Genomic DNA, 16,951 nt, shown 5'->3' on the forward strand with positions numbered 1-16,951 from the left:
ATGGAAAATGCCTTTAAGTTGCTGTATAAAACAATTGAAGAACGAAAGGAAAGCCCACTTCCTGAATCGTATACAAATTATTTATTTTCAAAAGGAGAAGATAAAATTTTAAAGAAAATTGGTGAAGAGTGTGCTGAAGTAATTATCGCATGTAAAAATAATGATAAAGAAGAAGTAGTGAAAGAAATGGTTGATGTATTTTATCACTGTTTCGTTTTATTAGCTGAAAAAAATATCGCATTGGAAGATGTCATGCGAGAGGTGAAAGAACGAAATGGAAAGCTTTCGAGAGTTGGGGATAGAAGGGAAATAGATACATTATAAGGGGGAATGTATATGAAAGTAGATTATCATCTTCACTTAGAAGAAGGACCGTATTCAATAGGATGGCTTGCTAAAATAAATGAAGCGTTGGAATGTTATGAACCGCTTCAAGAAAGGCATTCTATGGATTGGCTTATGAAAACACAAGAGCGTTTGCAAAAACGTGTGAAGGAAGGGCCATTTACAACAGAATGGATAGATCTATATTTAGAAGAAGCTGTGCGAAAAGGAATAAAAGAAGTGGGAATTGTTGATCATCTATATCGTTTTCATGAAGCGAAAGGATATTATGAAAAATATGTAGATATTAGTGATTCTAAGCTCGGTCGTATACAGAAAGAATGGTTAGATCAAGTAAGGGTAGTTTCACTGTATGATTTTACAAAGGCAATTGAAGAGGCGAAAGAACGATGGAGTAAAAGAGGTGTCACACTTAAACTTGGAATTGAAGCGGATTATTTTATTGGTTGTGAAGGAGAGTTAAAAGAATTATTAGCGCTAGGAGACTTTGATTATGTAATTGGCTCCGTTCATTTTCTAAATGGCTGGGGATTTGATAATCCAGATACGAAAGAATATTTTGAGGTGCATGACCTACGCGCATTATACGATACGTTTTTTAAAACAGTTGAGAGTGCGATTCGTACCGAGTTATTTGATATTATCGCTCATCTAGATAATATAAAGGTATTTAATTATCGATTGGATGAGAATGAACAGCTTTCTTATTATAAGGAAATTGCCTGTGCGTTAGTAGAAACGAATACGGCAACAGAAATAAATGCAGGATTGTACTATCGTTATCCTGTTCGTGAAATGTGCCCAAGTCCACTATATTTACAAGTATTAGCTAAGTATGGTGTTCCAATTACGATTTCTTCGGATGCCCATTATCCAAATGATTTAGGGAACTATGTACAAGAGAATGTACAAACATTACGAGCGCACGGTGTTACTCAGGTTGCAACATTTACGAAGCGAGCAAGAGTAATGAGGTCGCTTGAAGAAGAAGTAACAAATTCAAAATGAAACGCAATTTTTTGATGAAAACCACCCTTTTTGTTCAAAATAAGAAAGAATGAAAAGGAGGGTAAGAAATGGCGAAACAACAAAATAAACAAAATGTACAAGTTGCACAGCAACAAGCTTATACTTCTGAAACGAATGCTGCATCTCAATCGGTTATTGAGGAGCAAATTAGCGATACGGTTGCAGAAGGAACTATTGATGTGAAGCTCGGAAAAGAATCGCAGGAAAAAGCGTAAGAAGAGGGGAGAGTTGCATCTCCTCTTTTTTCATGGAAAAGTGTCGATTTTCAAAACTATAATCAAATTCCTTGGTTTTTATATGTGGATTTCTTACAATGAAATATAAGAGATATCTTATTTTCTATAGAAGAGGTGTTAGTAGTGGCAAAAATATTAGTAGCGGGAAAAATTCCGGAAATTGGATTAGAACTATTAAAAGATCATGATGTAGAAATGTACGATAAAGAGGAATTAATTTCTATAGATGAATTAACAGAGCGTGTAAAAGATAAAGATGCATTGTTAAGTTTACTTTCGACAAAGGTGCCAAAAGAAGTTATTGATGCAGCGTCTCATTTAAAGATTGTTGCAAACTATGGTGCTGGTTACGACAATATTGATTACACGTATGCGGGTGAAAAAGGAATTGCAGTTACGAATACACCGAAAGTATCAACGGAAGCGACTGCCGAATTAACATTTGCACTTCTTTTAGCAGCGGCGCGTAGAATTCCTGAGGGGGATACGTTATGTCGTACGACTGGATTTAACGGATGGGCACCGTTATTTTTCTTAGGACGAGAAGTCCACGGTAAGACAATCGGAATTATTGGTCTTGGAGAAATCGGGAAGGCTGTTGCAAAACGTGCGAAAGCATTTGGAATGGATGTTTTATATACAGGGCCAAATCGTAAGTTTGAAGCTGAAAGTGAACTGGGAGCAACGTATGTGACGTTGGAAAAATTATTACAAACAGCAGATTTTATTACAATTAACTGTGCTTATAATCCGAAATTACATCATATGATTGATGAAGAGCAGTTTAAAATGATGAAGAAAACAGCGTATATTGTAAATGCTTCACGTGGACCAATTATGAATGAAGCAGCACTTGCTTATGCATTAAAAACGAATGAAATTGAAGGGGCAGCTCTTGATGTGTTTGAATTTGAACCGAAAATTACAGAAGAGCTAAAAGAGTTAAAGAATGTAGTACTTGCTCCACACGTAGGGAATGCAACGTTTGAAACTCGTGATGCGATGGCTGAAATGGCTGTCAGAAATATTTTAGCTGTATTAAACGGCGAAGAGCCAGTAACACCTGTAAATCAAAAGGTATTAGTCACAAAATAAAAAGAAACCTTCCGGACTCGGAAGGTTTTCTTATTTTTCTTTATTCGCTTTTTTAGACGGTCTTTGTCTAATGAATTGAGATAACATGTACAAAATATATAGTGGAATGGCAATGAATAAGAAAACAGAAAAATTGCCAAATCCTGTTTGATACATTGTAATAATGATTCCAACTAAAAATAGTGTAATAATGATGCTATATCGTGGAATTGGTACATCTTTTAAACTTGGGATACGAATGCGGCTCACCATTAAAAATGCGAACGTTACAAATACGGTAATAAGAACGATTTTTGGAATGGTATGTGAAAATAATGTTAAGAAAGCAACAAGCCCTCCCGCTGCTGTAATCGGTACTCCAGTGAAATATTTCATTGAAGTAGAAGATGGTGTTACATTAAATCGTGCTAAACGATATGCTCCGAAAAGAGGGAATAATCCCGCTATGTATAATCCGATGATTCCGTAGTTTGAGAAAGATGTGTAATACATTAAAACAGCAGGTGCTGCACCAAATGTTACGACATCTGCAAGCGAGTCGAGCTCTTTTCCCATTTGTGAATCAACACGTAATAAACGAGCAACACGACCATCAAGACTATCTAACATCATCCCGATAAGTACTAAAATAGCAGCTGATTTATAATATCCTAAAGATGCATAGCCGATTGATAAAAATCCGCTATATAAATTTCCGAGCGTAAATAAGTTTGGAATAGCTGCTCTATACAAAATCTGATCCCTTGCTTTCTGTAATAAATTCTTAATTAGTGTATGAAAGTTTACTTATTTTATCATACCATAAATTTATTCCTCATACGAAAGAAATTACCAATTTGTGAAAGATTTCATAGAAGGATGATTTAAAAATTAAGTGAAAATAAAAAGAGGAAGCAACTTGTATAAAGTTGCTTCCTTTACTATTCAAATTTCGTTGTCATCGTTCCAGTTTTATATTGATTATTAGGATCGAAACGTAATAAATCTCCATAAATTAATTTATCGGAGAGTTTTAATTCTGTTTTTGCTTTTTCAATATACGGCTGACATAGCGTCATATCAGCTTCTTCACCCGTACTTCTTTTGTAGCACATATTTTTTGTATAAACATACTCTTCAGAAACAAAGCTACCATCACGCATTACCATAAGCGGGTCTTTTTCTTTAATAAATAAGTCAGTTCCAAATTCAACGGATTTATTTGTTTTAATACCAAGTAAATGAAGGAGCGTTGGTTTAATATCAATTTGACCAGATACTTTAGAAACAACTTTTCCTTCTTGACCAGGCACATGAATAATAAGAGGAACTCGTTGTAATTGCATAGAATCGAATGGTGTAATAGTATCTTTTCCTAGGAACTGTGCCATAGCTGCGTTATGGTTTTCGGAAATACCATAATGATCACCATAAATGACAATAACGGAATTATCATACAGTCCTTCTTCTTTTAATTGTTTAATAAATAATTTAAGAGCTTCATCTGTGTAACGAACAGTTGGGAAGTAGCGGTTTACAACACCACTTTCTGAGTTGAATTCATCAACATATTGGTCTTCCGGATTTAGAAGAAACGGAAAATGATTTGTTAATGTAATAAATTTTGTATAGAACGGTTGCGGTAAAGATTTTAACTTTGGAATAGATTGTTCAAAGAACTGTTTATCTTTTAATCCCCAACCGACAGACATTTGTTCCGTTCCTGCGTAATCATTTAAATTAAAGTAACGATCATATCCAAGCGCAGGATACATTACATCCCGATTCCAAAACGTTTTATCATTTGAATGGAAGACGGCAGAAGAATATCCGTATTTCTTTAATTGTTCTGGTGTCGCTGTGTATTCGTTTGTTGCATGAGTAAAGAATACAGAACCACGATCTAACGGATAAAGTGAGTTTTCAACGATAAATTCAGCATCAGAAGTTTTGCCTTGTCCAGTTTGATGATAGAAGTTATCGAAATAGAAACTATCCTTAATAAATTCATTTAAAAATGGGGTAATTTCTTTTCCATTTATTTTTTTATTAATAACAAAGCTTTGTGTAGATTCCATTGAAATTAAAATTACATTTTTACCTTTTGCAGCTCCAAATAAGTTTTTATCAACTTGTTTGTCTTTTGAGTCTGTATAGTTTTTGATTTCAGAAAATCCATCCCCACTTGCAAATACACGCTCAGCTGAAGACTTGGATTGAAGTGTAATATCAAATAGATGATATGTGTATAAACCTAAATTCTTTACGACAGTTTGACGGTCAAATGAGCGCGAGAACATTTGTGGTTTATAAATAACTGATACAACAATTTGTAGTGCTAATAAAGCTGTTACACCGCTAAAGAAAGTTCGCTTCTCTGAGCGGGAAAGTGGTGTTTTGTCGCCAAATGATGGGAATTTACGCGAAATAAACATTAAAATAATTGCATCTGCAAATAAAAGTAATGTTTTGTACGTAAAGAGTTCTTTTATACTTGTCCCTAAATCAGCCATATTGTTTGTTTGGAATAAAACCGGGAAAGTAACGAAATCGTTATAGAACCCATAAAACATTGCGTTTCCAAATAAAATAAATGACAGTATAAAACTGATTCCAATTATAATTCGGTTTCGGTGCTTAGATGCAAGTAAAGCTAAGCCGAAAAATAAAAGTAACGCAGCTAGTGGATTAATAAAAAGCATGAATTCTTCAAAGAAATTATCAATTTTAATATCAAATGCTAGCTTGTACACAATATATGTTTTAATCCATAGTAAAACGACTGCAACGAGTGCAAATCGCAGTTTTGGAAACAGATGTTGTAGCATAATATACTCCTCTCCTAAAAAGCATGACAGTTCTTGTGAGTCAGTTTGCTTAACGACTCATTTTATATATACGAACAGTCCTTTGTTATTATGATTATTATACTATGAGTATCATTATACGAAAATAAAAGAGAGTTGTGGGCTTTTTTATAATAATCGAGTAGAAAAAGAGTGGTGGGAGACAATAAAACAGAATTTCTATGTATGATAATTATCGTACGCAGAAAGAATCGCGTGATAATACGGAGGTTATAATGCGAAAATTATTATATTTTATAGCATGTAGTAGTGTTATACTTTTTACCTCACCGAGTGTGTCAATAGCTCAATATGATGCACCTCTTATGGAAGATGCACTTTATTCTGTTTTATTTCCAAAAATAAATAAAGCAATTGAAAAACAATATGGAAGTTTGAAACCGTATCAATGTCCTAAAATTATTAGTTTAAAAAAAGTGTATAGCGGTACATATTTATTTCAAGCAAGTATTGAAGTGACAAAGTATGAACGTGTTGCTGGGAAAATTGCTCCCCCATTTGAGAAGGTAACGATTACATTTAATAACGAAGAAGGCGAATGGGAAGTGACAAAGATTTCAGTAAAGCGCTTACCAAATGATACAAAATTAAACTGTAAAAAAACAATATAAAAAATTGTTTGACAAATAAAATGGTCCTTTGGTATTGTTAATAGCAACAATTAGATGTTTGAAAATTAAATAGACTTACCTCATCTACTCTCAAAGGTAGAGGCCGCGATAGGAAAGAGTAAGCTATGGGAGATTTCATGGAATCTGTGATCATAGGCTGAAAGGGACTATTGCCGAAATATAAGAATAACCATCTTATTCATATATTGGGACTACATTGAATAAATGTAGTACTGTCATAAGATTTATTTTATGGAGAGCTATTTGGAGATGTTGATGCGGTTTCTTATTTTGAGGAGATAACAACTCGTTTATTTTTTCAATATATATTTTTCCTAATAAGAAACGCGTGTGAACATTGTTCCGCGCGTTTTTTGTCTATCTAAAAGCGTGCTGCAATGAATAGAAGATTGGGGTTATGAGTTTTAGAGGAAATAAGGGAGGAATTTAAATGTATTTACACGGCACAAGCCGAATTAATGGGCAAGGACACTTAGAAATTGGAGGGTGCGATACGACGCAGCTAGCAAAGCAATACGGAACACCACTTTATGTATACGATGAAGAGTCTATTCGAGGAAAATGCCGAGCATTTCATCGTGCTTTTAAAGAAAGTGGTTTCTCTTATCAAGTAGCATATGCAAGCAAGGCGTTCTTGTGCATGGAGATGTGCCGAGTAGCTCGTGAAGAGAATATGTCATTAGACGTTGTTTCTGGAGGAGAATTATATACTGCGCTCCAAGCAGGATTTCCAGCATCACGTATTCATTTTCATGGAAATAATAAAACAGAAGAAGAGATAGTGATGGCTCTTCAGGCGAATATCGGTTGTTTTGTCGTAGATAATTTCTTTGAATTAGAAGTTTTACACGATTTAGCGATGCAACATGGAAAGTTTGTGAACATATTAATTCGTGTAACGCCTGGAGTAGAGGCGCACACACATGAATATATTACAACAGGCCAAGATGATTCGAAATTTGGATTTGGCGTTTCAAACGGTCAAGCGATGCAGGCAATTGGATTTGCTTTACAAAAATCTAATTATAATGTGCTAGGGATTCATTCACATATCGGATCGCAAATATTTGAAACAGCTGGCTTTGTTCGAGCGATTGAAGTTCTTCGCCAATTTTTAGAAGAAGTGAGAGAGCAAACAAACTATGTAGTAAAAGTGTTAAATGTAGGCGGGGGATTTGGAATACGCTACACAGAGTCGGATACACCGTTAACTCTTGAGACATATGTGCGAGCTGTAACAAGTGCAGTGAGAGAACAATTTACTGTATGTGAATATCCATTGCCAGAAATATGGATTGAACCAGGCCGTAGCATTGTAGGTGATGCTGGGACAACAATTTATACAGTTGGATCTGTGAAAGATATTCCTGGTATTAGGAAATATGTATCAGTCGATGGTGGAATGACAGATAATTTAAGACCTGCTTTATATAGTGCGCGTTATGAAGCAATGTTAGCGAATCGAGGGAATGATGAGAATGAGGAACTCGTTTCGATTGCGGGGAAATGTTGTGAGAGCGGAGATATGTTGATTTGGGATATTCATTTACCGAAAGTCGCTTCTGCTGATTTACTAGCAGTTTCCTGTACAGGAGCCTACGGGTACTCGATGGCGAATAATTACAATCGGATTCGAAGACCAGCCGTTGTCTTTGCAAAAGGCGGAACATCGCAAGTAGTTGTGGAACGCGAAACATATGAAAATATTATTGGGAACGATCGCATACGTATTAAAGAGCTTGTTTAAATAGAAAAAGGAGTTGTTCGGATGGGCAATTCCTTTTTTGTAAAATAAAATAATTAAAATATATCGGAAAACTAGGATTGAAAAAAATCAGAATTGTGATAAAATACAAATACAAAGCTTATCAAGAGAAGCGGAGGGAACTGGCCCGAAGAAGCTCGGCAACCTGCTTATAGAAAGCAAGGTGCTAAATCCAGCAAAATGGAATCCATTTTGAAAGATAAGGTAAAATATATTACCGAACAGTCTTTTCGAAATGGGAAAGATTTTTTTTATGAATAAAAAGGGGGGCTGTTCGCGTGGGTGTACGGGAACATTTTGATGAAGTATCCGAGAAGATTGAAGCGATGCTTGCTGATATGAAATATGGCTCAATTACAATTGTTGTGCAAGATGGAAAAGTAATTCAGTTAGAGAAAAGTGAAAAAGTACGTTTAAAGTGAAAAGCGCTGACTAGAAAAACTAGAGGCGGTTTTAACCTATTTTCATTAGGTTAAAACCGTCTTTTTGCTTTTACAGGGGGAAAAAACATGTTGACGTATGAAACGTGGGAAGAAAATGTTGTTTCGTTTTCGGAAGAAGATGAAACAAAAGGCGCGTTATCAGTATTAAATTGGGCTTATGAAGAGTATAAAGATGAAATCGTCTACGCATGTAGCTTTGGGGTGGAAGGTATGGTATTGCTGCACCTTATAAACCAAGTAAATCCATCTGCTAAAGTTGTATTTTTGGATACAAATGTTCATTTTCAAGAAACATATGAATTAATTCAAAGAGTGAGGGAACGATTTCCTTCATTGAATATTATAGAAAAGCAGCCAGAACTTACACTTGATGAACAGGCGAAGTTGCATGGTGAAAAACTGTGGGAGAGCAATCCGAATCTTTGTTGTAAGATTAGAAAAATTTTACCTTTAGAAAAATCATTAGTCGTGGAAAAAGCATGGATATCGGGCTTAAGAAGGGAACAATCAGAAACACGTAAGCATACAAAGTTTATAAATCAAGATCATCGTTTTCAATCTATTAAAGTTTGTCCACTCATTCATTGGACGTGGAAAGAAGTTTGGCGATATGTATACAAACATAGCTTGCCGTATAACCCGTTGCATGATGTTGGCTATCCAAGTATTGGGTGTGAGAAATGTACTTTACCTGTAGGGAATGGTGGCGATTCAAGAGATGGTAGATGGGCTGGGAAAGTGAAAACCGAATGTGGTCTTCATTATCAATAAGATGAATCTTGAAATAAAGCTAAGAGGGGATATAGAAAATGAGCACAGTAAACGAATTAGTAAACCGTATAGATGAGACATATGATATATCACAAATTGAAAAAGAAATTAAATTAGACAACATTGCTTTAAGTGATTTAGAACTATTGGCGACAGGTGGATATAGCCCGCTTACTGGTTTTTTGGGGAAGGAAGATTATGATTCAGTCGTAGAAACGCTTCGTTTAGCAAATGGTAGTGTGTGGAGTATACCAATTACATTACCGGTAACAGAAGAAGTCGCAGAAAGCCTGAAGACCGGAGAGGAAGTAAAGCTTGTCAACAATGGAAATATATATGGTGCTATTCAAATAGAAGATATTTTCGTACCAGATAAAGAAAAAGAAGCGTTACTTGTATATAAAACAACGGATGAGGCTCATCCAGGAGTGAAAAAATTATATGAACGACCAAACGTTTACGTTGGAGGAACTATTATTCTAACAAAACGCTTTGAAAATAATCAATTTCCTTCTTATCATTTAGACCCAATTGAAACGAGAGAAGAATTTAAAAAACGTGGGTGGAAAACAGTAGTCGGATTTCAAACGAGAAACCCGGTACATCGTGCCCATGAGTATATTCAAAAATCTGCTCTTGAAATTGTAGATGGTCTCTTTTTAAATCCACTCGTTGGAGAAACGAAATCGGATGATATTCCTGCTGATGTAAGAATGGAAAGCTATGAAGTACTCCTTCAAAACTATTATCCGAAAAATCGTGTCTTTTTAAGTGTATTTCCTGCTGCAATGCGTTACGCAGGACCAAGAGAAGCGATATTTCATGCGTTAGTAAGAAAGAATTTTGGATGTACCCACTTTATTGTAGGACGTGATCATGCCGGAGTAGGAGATTATTACGGAACATACGAAGCGCAAGAAATCTTCACGGATTTTACGATAGAAGAGTTAGGCATTACACCACTATTCTTTGAACATAGTTTTTACTGCACGAAATGTGAAGCGATGGCTTCAACAAAAACATGTCCGCACGGAAAAGAAGATCATGTTATTTTATCAGGTACGAAAGTAAGAGAATTATTAAGAAACGGTGAGATTCCGCCAAGTACATTTAGTCGTAAAGAAGTAGTAGAAGTGCTAATTAAAGGTTTAAAAAAAGAAGTAGTAACAGAATAGGGAGAGAACGAGATGGATACGAATATTACTTGGCATACAGCTTCGGTTTCAAAAGATGAGAGAAGAGTGAAGAATGGACATCACAGTTTTGTAATTTGGTTTACTGGTTTATCAGCTTCGGGTAAATCTACAGTAGCGAATGCGGTCGCTCGTAAACTGTTTGAAAAGAATATTGGAAATTATGTGCTGGATGGGGATAACATTCGCCACGGTTTAAATAAAGACTTAGGATTTTCTGAAAGTGATCGCATGGAAAATATAAGACGTATTGGCGAAGTGGCAAAGTTATTTGTAGATCAAGGAACAGTTGTCCTTACAGCATTTATTTCACCATTTCGAGTAGACCGCAAACAAGTAAGAGATTTATTAGCGGCAGATGAATTTATTGAAATTTTTGTGAAGTGTCCGATTGAAGAGTGTGAGAAACGTGATCCGAAAGGGCTTTATAAAAAGGCAAGAAAAGGTGATATTAAGGATTTCACAGGTATTGATTCGCCTTATGAAGAGCCAGAGCAAGCAGAATTAATTGTAGAAACGCACAAATATTCTATTGAAGAATGTGCAGAACAAATCGTGCAGTACTTACAAGAGCGTAGTTTTATCCCGCTATTTGCCGGGAAGTAAAATTCCTACCTCAAAGTTCGGTTGGGGCAAGGAAGTTAGGTGGGGGTCGGGCTGCCCGTAAATACCCGATTGGTTAAGGCTAATAATCAGCGTGGGATGAACAAAACTCTACTGATTAAAGTTTCACTTTATATAGGGGGATTTAAAAATGAGTTATGAAAAAGTATGGGCTAACAATGAAAAACTAAATCAAACGGAGAAAAATAAATTAGAAAAAGATGGATTAGAAATTTTTAATGATATTCCTTACTATGCGGAAAATGGATTTGAATCTATTCCGAAAGAAGAGTGGGATGCCTTTAAATGGGCAGGATTGTATTTACAACGTCCAAAAGAAGCTGGTTATTTTATGATGCGGGTAAATATTCCGTCAGGGATTATTACAAATGCGCAGGCAGAAGTACTTGCTTCTATCGCTGAGGATTATGGACGTGATGTAATAGATATTACTACGAGACAGGCGATTCAGTTTCACTGGTTAGAAATTCAGCAAATACCAGATATTTTTAAAAGATTAGCAAGAGTTGGATTATCTTCAGCGGGGGCTTGTGGTGATATAACGCGGAATATTACAGGTAATCCGCTTGCTGGAATTGATGCAAATGAACTATTTGATACGACACATATTGTGAAAGAGGTATATGACTATTTCCAACATAATGAAGAGTTTTCTAATTTGCCACGTAAATTTAAAATGTCTATTAGTTCTAATATTTATAACTCAGCAAACGCAGAGATTAACTGTGTTGCATTTACACCTGCTACGAAAGAAATAGATGGTGATAAAAAAGTTGGTTTTCATATAAAAGTAGGCGGAGGATTATCAGCCCGTCCATATTTAGCTGATGAATTAGATGTGTTCGTTTTACCAGAAGAAGTGAAGGCAGTGGCAATTGCGATTGCTACTATATTCCGTGATTTTGGATATCGTGAGAAACGTCATTTAGCCCGTTTGAAATTTCTTGTTGCGGACTGGGGAGCAGAGAAATTTAAAGAGAAACTAATAGAGTATACAAGGCCTTTACAAAGTAAAGGGGAAAGTGCACTCAAAGGATGGAATGCAGGCTATTTTTATGGTGTTCAAGACCAAAAACAAGAGGGATTAAAATATGTAGGTTTTAATGTACCGGTAGGTCGTTTACATGCAGAAGAAATGTTTGAGATTGCAAGAATCGCAAAGCAATATGGAAATGGACAAATTCGTACATGTAATTCACAAAATTTCATTATTCCGAACGTTCCTCCGGAAAATGTAAAAGGATTACTTAGTGAACCGTTGTTTGAAGCGATATCTGCAAGCCCAAAATCATTTATTGGTCATGCGGTTTCATGTACCGGTATTGAATATTGTAATCTTGCACTAGTAGAAACGAAAGAAAGATTACGAAAAATTGCAGAATACTTAGATACACAAATTGCACTCGATGTTCCAGTTCGAATTCATATGGTAGGCTGCCCTAATTCATGTGGTCAACGTCAAATTGCTGACATTGGGTTACAAGGGGTGAAAATGAAAACGAAGGAAAAGGGAATTGTTGAAGCATTTGAGATATATGTAGGTGGAACGTTGTTAGATGGCGGTGCCTACAATCAAAAGTTAAAAGGAAAAATAGATGGCGAGGATTTACCTGATGTACTCGCATCATTTATAAGTTATTTCAAAGAGAATAAATTACCAGCCGAAACATTTTATGATTTTGTAGGTCGTGTTGGTGTAGACACATTACAAATAGCGTTAAATAACGTGTTAGAAGAAGTCATAGCGTCTTAGGGGGGGACAATATGGATTTATATCGATTTGAAGCTGTATTAGTGAGTGATATTGTTCCGATTGTTGTTGTTGCTCAAAGTGAAGAACAGGCATTTAAGCTTGCGGAGATTGAGCTTGAAAAACATTTTTTACCGTTGCCGGAGGTAAAAGAGATTTCTTTGTTTGAAAAAAAGAAGATTCGAAAAGGTGCAGCATTTGTTATTCATGAGTAGAGATTAGTAATACGAAAAAATAAAAACTTCCATTCTTATATACGAATGGAAGTTTCATTTTAATAGTAGAAATGAGGAGAGATGATGGGGAAGGTTTATATTGTTGGAGCGGGTCCTGGCGATCCAGATTTAATTACTGTTAAAGGGTTGAAATGTATTGAGAAGGCAGATGTTATTTTATACGATCGCCTTGTGAATAAAGAGCTGCTTTCACACGCAAAGCCTGACGCGGATTTAATTTATTGCGGGAAACTCCCGAATTATCACACGATGAAGCAAGAAACAATTAATACATTTCTTATTAAGTATGCGAAAAAAGGGAAAGTTGTAACGAGGCTTAAGGGCGGCGATCCATTTGTATTTGGTAGAGGGGGAGAAGAAGCGGAAGCATTAGCAAAGCAAGGTGTATCATTTGAAATCGTCCCAGGTATTTCGTCTGGAATAGCTGCACCTGCTTATGCTGGTATTCCAGTGACGCACCGTGATGCAAGTGCAAGTTTTGCTATTGTGACTGGGCATAGGAAAGAAGGTGCTGAAGAAGAAGTGAAATGGGAAAGTTTAGCGAAAGGTGTAGAGACTTTAGCGATATATATGGGGGTTAGTAATTTGCCCTACATATGTGAGCAACTTATGAAGCATGGAAAAGATAAAAGTACGCCAGCTGCTATTATTGAGCAGGGGACGACGTCTATGCAACGTACAGTTGTTGGGACATTAGGAACAATTGTAGATGTTGCGAAAAAAGAGCAAATTCAAAATCCGAGCATGATTGTAATTGGAGAAGTTGTCCGTTTTAGAGAAAAAATCCATTGGTTTGAGAAGCAAACGGAAAATGCTTATCAAGTAAGTGGAGTGTTGTAAAATGAAAGCCGTCTTATATATATGTCATGGAAGTCGTTTGAAGACAGCGAAAGAAGAGGCGATTCAATTTATTACATCGTGTATGAGTCGTATAGAAGCGAATATTCAAGAAGTTTGTTTTTTAGAGTTAGCGAATCCTTCTATTGAAGATGGTTTTCGTACATGTGTGAAGCGTGGGGCCACGGAGATTATTGTCATCCCTGTTTTTTTATTAGCGGCAGGTCATGTGAAGAAAGATATTCCATTTGAATTGGTAAAGCTCAAGAATCAATATCCGAATGTTAAAGTGACTTATGGTAATCCGTTTGGTGTATCAGAAACACTGATCAAATCAGTATATAACGGAAGTGGTATTGAAAAGGAAGGGAAGGCTGAAGTGACCCTTCTGCTCGTTGCAAGAGGAAGTAGTGATCCTGAAGTATTACAAGATATAAAATGGATCGCCTCTTTATTTCAAGCTGAGGAGAAAATTAAAAAAGTTGAGGTTTGTTATTTAGCGGCTGCGGAGCCGAAATTTGAGAGGAAATTGAAGGAAGTTGTAGAACGGGAAGTGGAGAACATCGTTGTGCTACCTTATTTGTTATTTACAGGTTTACTTATGAAACATATTGAGAAAGAAGTGCGCCAATATGCATTGGAAGAGATAAAAATCAGTCCATATTTAGGGAAGAATGAAGCGTTACAAGATATGTTAATTCAGAAAACGACGGAGTTATTGAAAGGAGATCAGTATGTATCCACTTACAGTGCGAGTTAATGAGAAACGCGTTGTTGTTATTGGTGGGGGAAAAGTTGCAGGATTTAAAATTATTCCTTTACTCAAACAAGGTGCGGATATAGTTGTGATCAGTCCAGAATTAGATGCGAATTTAGTAAAACTTGTGGAAGAAAAGAAAATTCGTTGGTATCAAAGAGAATATGAAAAAAGTGATATTAAAAATGCTTTTTTAGTTGTTGCAGCGAGTAGTGATTCAATATTAAATGAACAAGTTGCTGAAGATGCCGCAGAGAATCAATTAGTAAATGTTATTACAAATCCGGAAAGTGGTAATGTTCACTTTCCAGCAGCGATTCATCGTGGTTTGCTTAATATAGCAGTTTCTACTGGGGGAGCGAGCCCAAAGCTCGCAAAAAAAATTCGAGATGAGATTGCAAATAAATATGATGAGACATATGAATGGTATTTAGATTTTTTATATGAAGTAAGGGTGAAGTTAAAAGATTTACAGTTAGAAAAGAGAGAACGAAATATATTACTCCAAGAAGTGTTGAAATCAGTATATGTGCAAAACGAGAGAGAAAGAGAAAGTTTTTTGCGAGAATTAGAGGGAAAGGTTTTAAAATAATAAAAGATAAAGTGCGCTTTACAAATATAAAAATATAATTTATAATCACAAGTAACTTCAATAGATGAAATCGATGAGCAAGAAGAGTACGTATATTTGATGCGTTCAGAGAGCTGGGGTTAGGTGGGAGCCCGGTACGATAAATTATACAGAATGGGCTTGCGAGAGGTATGTTGAACATTGTAGTAGGCAACCCGGGTTCCGCCGTTAAAAGGATAGAGTATCGGAATTATTCCTGTACTTGAACAAGTGGGATTTATCAATCCAATTGAGGTGGTACCACGGTATTTACATTACATATATCGTCCTCTACATGCATATTTGCGTGTAGGGGACTTTTTTATTTTCTAAAGGAGGTGTGCGAGTATGAAATGAAAGTGTATAATTAACAAAAGTTTAAATATTCAGAAAAGGAGAATTTATGATGAAAGAAACACAGCAATGGACGTCGAAAATAGGCTTTGTACTCGCAGCAGCCGGAGCCGCAGTAGGTCTTGGTGCGATATGGAAATTTCCATATGTTGCAGGTAATGGCGGGGGAGGCGCATTCTTCCTTGTATTTTTACTGTTAACTTTATTTATAGGTATGCCTCTTCTAATAGCGGAGTTTGTTATTGGACGTAGCACGCAAAAAGAGGCGGTCACAGCTTATAAAGTACTAGTGCCAAATAGCAAATTATATCCTTGGATTGGTCGTATGGGAGTTGTTACTTGTTTTAGTGTACTATCTTTTTATAGCGTTGTAGGTGGATGGATTTTACTTTATTTATATTATAGTGTGACAGGAAGTTTCTGGAATGGAGTAGCTGATTATGGACAATTGTTCGGTGAAACGATTTCAAATCCGTTAAGTGCGATTGGAGCGCAATTTATCTTTATGCTTTGTACGATTTTTGTTGTAAGTAAAGGTGTAGAGAAAGGTATAGAAAAGGCAAGTAAGTACATGATGCCGCTATTATTTATTTTATTTATTGCGATTATTGTTCGTGCGTTAACACTCGATGGTGCTTTTGCTGGAGTAGAGTTCTTCTTAAAACCAGATTTTTCAAAGCTTACAGCAGATACAATTTTATATGCGATGGGACAATCTTTCTTCTCGCTAACTGTAGGTGCCTCGGTAATGGTAACGTATAGTTCGTATTTAAAGAAAGAGGAACATTTAGCGAAATCGGCAACATCTATTGTAAGTTTAACTGTTTTTGTTACAGTACTTGCAGGATTAGCAATTTTCCCAGCGATTTTCGCATTAGGAGTTAAACCGACTGAAGGACCGGGATTACTGTTTATCGTCCTTCCAGCAGTATTTGCAAAAATACCATTTGGTCAATTTTTCTTTATTATGTTTTTAATTCTATTCTTCTTTGCGACTTTAACATCAGCAATTTCAATGCTTGAAATTGTAGTAGCATCTGTTGCGAAAGGTAATGAGAAGAAGCGTCCGTCAGCATCATTATTAATTGGTATTCTTATTTTTGCAGTCGGTATTCCATCAGCGTTATCATTTGGGATTATGAGTGACGTGAAAATATTTGGGAAAACATTCTTTGATTTAGTCGACTTTTCGGTAAGTAACGTATTGCTGCCGTTAGGAGTACTAGCTATTTCATTATTTGTACCGAATAAAATGAGTAAAGAGTTGTTGATGAAAGAATTAGAAGTGACGGAAACGAAGGGGAAAACGTTATTTAACATTTGGTTCTTCTTACTTCGTTATGTCATTCCGATAACTGTAATAATTGTATTTTTAAATGTGATAGGTGTATTTAAAATGTTTGCATAAAAAAAGGCGGGGATCTCCCG

Annotated in this window: 18 protein-coding genes, 2 riboswitches and 1 other annotated feature; of the genes, 16 read left to right on the forward strand and 2 right to left on the reverse strand. The window is 35.9% G+C overall.

Annotated elements, in window-relative coordinates; genetic code table 11:
- The 4 genes from hisE to MHH27_RS07540 all read left to right on the forward strand — a co-directional run bounded on the left by hisE (position 1) and on the right by MHH27_RS07540 (position 2,705).
- Entirely contained in the window at positions 1-324 is a 324-nt protein-coding gene (gene hisE, locus MHH27_RS07525) for a phosphoribosyl-ATP diphosphatase (protein WP_000426355.1), read from the forward strand.
- A gap of 12 nt (positions 325-336) precedes the next feature.
- Complete coding sequence (locus MHH27_RS07530) at positions 337-1,353, forward strand: histidinol phosphate phosphatase domain-containing protein (protein ID WP_340942111.1); 1,017 nt, start codon at positions 337-339, stop codon at positions 1,351-1,353.
- Positions 1,354-1,421: 68 nt separating this feature from the next.
- Complete coding sequence (locus MHH27_RS07535) at positions 1,422-1,589, forward strand: DUF4025 domain-containing protein (protein ID WP_001118893.1); 168 nt, start codon at positions 1,422-1,424, stop codon at positions 1,587-1,589.
- A gap of 144 nt (positions 1,590-1,733) precedes the next feature.
- Positions 1,734-2,705 (forward strand): NAD(P)-dependent oxidoreductase, encoded by a 972-nt coding sequence (locus MHH27_RS07540; protein ID WP_053564912.1) that lies wholly within the window; start codon positions 1,734-1,736, stop codon positions 2,703-2,705.
- A 30-nt stretch (positions 2,706-2,735) separates the two neighbouring features.
- Here MHH27_RS07540 and pssA read toward each other — a convergent pair whose 3' ends face one another.
- Together pssA and MHH27_RS07550 are read right to left on the reverse strand one after the other, a co-directional pair.
- Positions 2,736-3,437 (reverse strand): CDP-diacylglycerol--serine O-phosphatidyltransferase, encoded by a 702-nt coding sequence (pssA, locus tag MHH27_RS07545; RefSeq protein ID WP_000285417.1) that lies wholly within the window; start codon positions 3,435-3,437, stop codon positions 2,736-2,738.
- Between the two features lie 188 nt (positions 3,438-3,625).
- Complete coding sequence (locus tag MHH27_RS07550) at positions 3,626-5,512, reverse strand: LTA synthase family protein (RefSeq protein WP_000939084.1); 1,887 nt, start codon at positions 5,510-5,512, stop codon at positions 3,626-3,628.
- A 254-nt stretch (positions 5,513-5,766) separates the two neighbouring features.
- On the opposite strand from MHH27_RS07550, the gene MHH27_RS07555 reads away from it, so the two are divergent.
- The 12 genes from MHH27_RS07555 (at position 5,767) to MHH27_RS07610 (ending at position 16,931) form a co-directional block, all read left to right on the forward strand.
- The gene (locus tag MHH27_RS07555) at positions 5,767-6,162 is read left to right on the forward strand and encodes a DUF3888 domain-containing protein (RefSeq protein ID WP_001228820.1); all 396 of its coding nucleotides are present in this window, start codon (positions 5,767-5,769) and stop codon (positions 6,160-6,162) included.
- 89 nt (positions 6,163-6,251) lie between these two features.
- Positions 6,252-6,433, forward strand: a riboswitch (Lysine riboswitch).
- 180 nt (positions 6,434-6,613) lie between these two features.
- A complete protein-coding gene (gene lysA / locus MHH27_RS07560) occupies positions 6,614-7,930 on the forward strand; it encodes a diaminopimelate decarboxylase (RefSeq protein ID WP_000280643.1) in 1,317 nt (438 codons plus the stop codon).
- A 115-nt stretch (positions 7,931-8,045) separates the two neighbouring features.
- A riboswitch (SAM riboswitch) is annotated at positions 8,046-8,154 on the forward strand.
- Between the two features lie 72 nt (positions 8,155-8,226).
- Positions 8,227-8,370, forward strand: a complete 144-nt coding sequence (locus MHH27_RS07565) for a YezD family protein (RefSeq protein ID WP_000538896.1) — start codon at positions 8,227-8,229, stop codon at positions 8,368-8,370.
- Between the two features lie 87 nt (positions 8,371-8,457).
- Entirely contained in the window at positions 8,458-9,162 is a 705-nt protein-coding gene (locus MHH27_RS07570) for a phosphoadenylyl-sulfate reductase (RefSeq protein WP_089170687.1), read from the forward strand.
- Between the two features lie 38 nt (positions 9,163-9,200).
- A complete protein-coding gene (sat, locus tag MHH27_RS07575) occupies positions 9,201-10,337 on the forward strand; it encodes a sulfate adenylyltransferase (protein ID WP_097924960.1) in 1,137 nt (378 codons plus the stop codon).
- 12 nt (positions 10,338-10,349) lie between these two features.
- Positions 10,350-10,961: an adenylyl-sulfate kinase gene (gene cysC / locus MHH27_RS07580; protein ID WP_000380507.1), complete on the forward strand. Its 612-nt coding sequence runs from the start codon at positions 10,350-10,352 to the stop codon at positions 10,959-10,961.
- A gap of 148 nt (positions 10,962-11,109) precedes the next feature.
- Entirely contained in the window at positions 11,110-12,732 is a 1,623-nt protein-coding gene (locus MHH27_RS07585; protein WP_097924958.1) for a nitrite/sulfite reductase, read from the forward strand.
- A gap of 11 nt (positions 12,733-12,743) precedes the next feature.
- A complete protein-coding gene (locus MHH27_RS07590) occupies positions 12,744-12,944 on the forward strand; it encodes a DUF3906 family protein (RefSeq protein ID WP_000366918.1) in 201 nt (66 codons plus the stop codon).
- 84 nt (positions 12,945-13,028) lie between these two features.
- Positions 13,029-13,805, forward strand: a complete 777-nt coding sequence (gene cobA, locus MHH27_RS07595) for a uroporphyrinogen-III C-methyltransferase (protein ID WP_097924956.1) — start codon at positions 13,029-13,031, stop codon at positions 13,803-13,805.
- Position 13,806: 1 nt separating this feature from the next.
- A complete protein-coding gene (locus tag MHH27_RS07600; RefSeq protein ID WP_340942119.1) occupies positions 13,807-14,562 on the forward strand; it encodes a sirohydrochlorin chelatase in 756 nt (251 codons plus the stop codon).
- Positions 14,537-15,151 carry an NAD(P)-binding protein gene (locus tag MHH27_RS07605; RefSeq protein WP_097924952.1) on the forward strand — a complete coding sequence of 205 codons (615 nt, stop codon included), beginning with the start codon at positions 14,537-14,539 and terminating at the stop codon, positions 15,149-15,151. Before MHH27_RS07600 ends, MHH27_RS07605 begins: the two co-directional genes overlap by 26 nt.
- Positions 15,152-15,215: 64 nt before the next feature.
- Positions 15,216-15,464, forward strand: a binding site (T-box leader).
- A 111-nt stretch (positions 15,465-15,575) separates the two neighbouring features.
- Positions 15,576-16,931: a sodium-dependent transporter gene (locus tag MHH27_RS07610; RefSeq protein ID WP_000665433.1), complete on the forward strand. Its 1,356-nt coding sequence runs from the start codon at positions 15,576-15,578 to the stop codon at positions 16,929-16,931.
- Positions 16,932-16,951: the final 20 nt, after the last annotated feature.

The organism is Bacillus sp. FSL L8-0152 (assembly GCF_038006365.1).
Taxonomy (GTDB): Bacteria; Bacillota; Bacilli; order Bacillales; family Bacillaceae_G; genus Bacillus_A; species Bacillus_A cereus.

Coding starts and splice junctions, on each gene's coding strand:
- sat (WP_097924960.1), top strand. CDS start 9,201: ATGAGCACAGTAAACGAATTAGTAAACCGTATAGATGAGACATATGAT.
- MHH27_RS07530 (WP_340942111.1), top strand. CDS start 337: ATGAAAGTAGATTATCATCTTCACTTAGAAGAAGGACCGTATTCAATA.
- MHH27_RS07585 (WP_097924958.1), top strand. CDS start 11,110: ATGAGTTATGAAAAAGTATGGGCTAACAATGAAAAACTAAATCAAACG.
- cysC (WP_000380507.1), top strand. CDS start 10,350: ATGGATACGAATATTACTTGGCATACAGCTTCGGTTTCAAAAGATGAG.
- MHH27_RS07555 (WP_001228820.1), top strand. CDS start 5,767: ATGCGAAAATTATTATATTTTATAGCATGTAGTAGTGTTATACTTTTT.
- cobA (WP_097924956.1), top strand. CDS start 13,029: ATGGGGAAGGTTTATATTGTTGGAGCGGGTCCTGGCGATCCAGATTTA.
- MHH27_RS07550 (WP_000939084.1), bottom strand. CDS start 5,512: ATGCTACAACATCTGTTTCCAAAACTGCGATTTGCACTCGTTGCAGTC.
- MHH27_RS07535 (WP_001118893.1), top strand. CDS start 1,422: ATGGCGAAACAACAAAATAAACAAAATGTACAAGTTGCACAGCAACAA.
- hisE (WP_000426355.1), top strand. CDS start 1: ATGGAAAATGCCTTTAAGTTGCTGTATAAAACAATTGAAGAACGAAAG.
- MHH27_RS07600 (WP_340942119.1), top strand. CDS start 13,807: ATGAAAGCCGTCTTATATATATGTCATGGAAGTCGTTTGAAGACAGCG.
- MHH27_RS07570 (WP_089170687.1), top strand. CDS start 8,458: ATGTTGACGTATGAAACGTGGGAAGAAAATGTTGTTTCGTTTTCGGAA.
- MHH27_RS07605 (WP_097924952.1), top strand. CDS start 14,537: ATGTATCCACTTACAGTGCGAGTTAATGAGAAACGCGTTGTTGTTATT.
- MHH27_RS07610 (WP_000665433.1), top strand. CDS start 15,576: ATGAAAGAAACACAGCAATGGACGTCGAAAATAGGCTTTGTACTCGCA.
- MHH27_RS07590 (WP_000366918.1), top strand. CDS start 12,744: ATGGATTTATATCGATTTGAAGCTGTATTAGTGAGTGATATTGTTCCG.
- lysA (WP_000280643.1), top strand. CDS start 6,614: ATGTATTTACACGGCACAAGCCGAATTAATGGGCAAGGACACTTAGAA.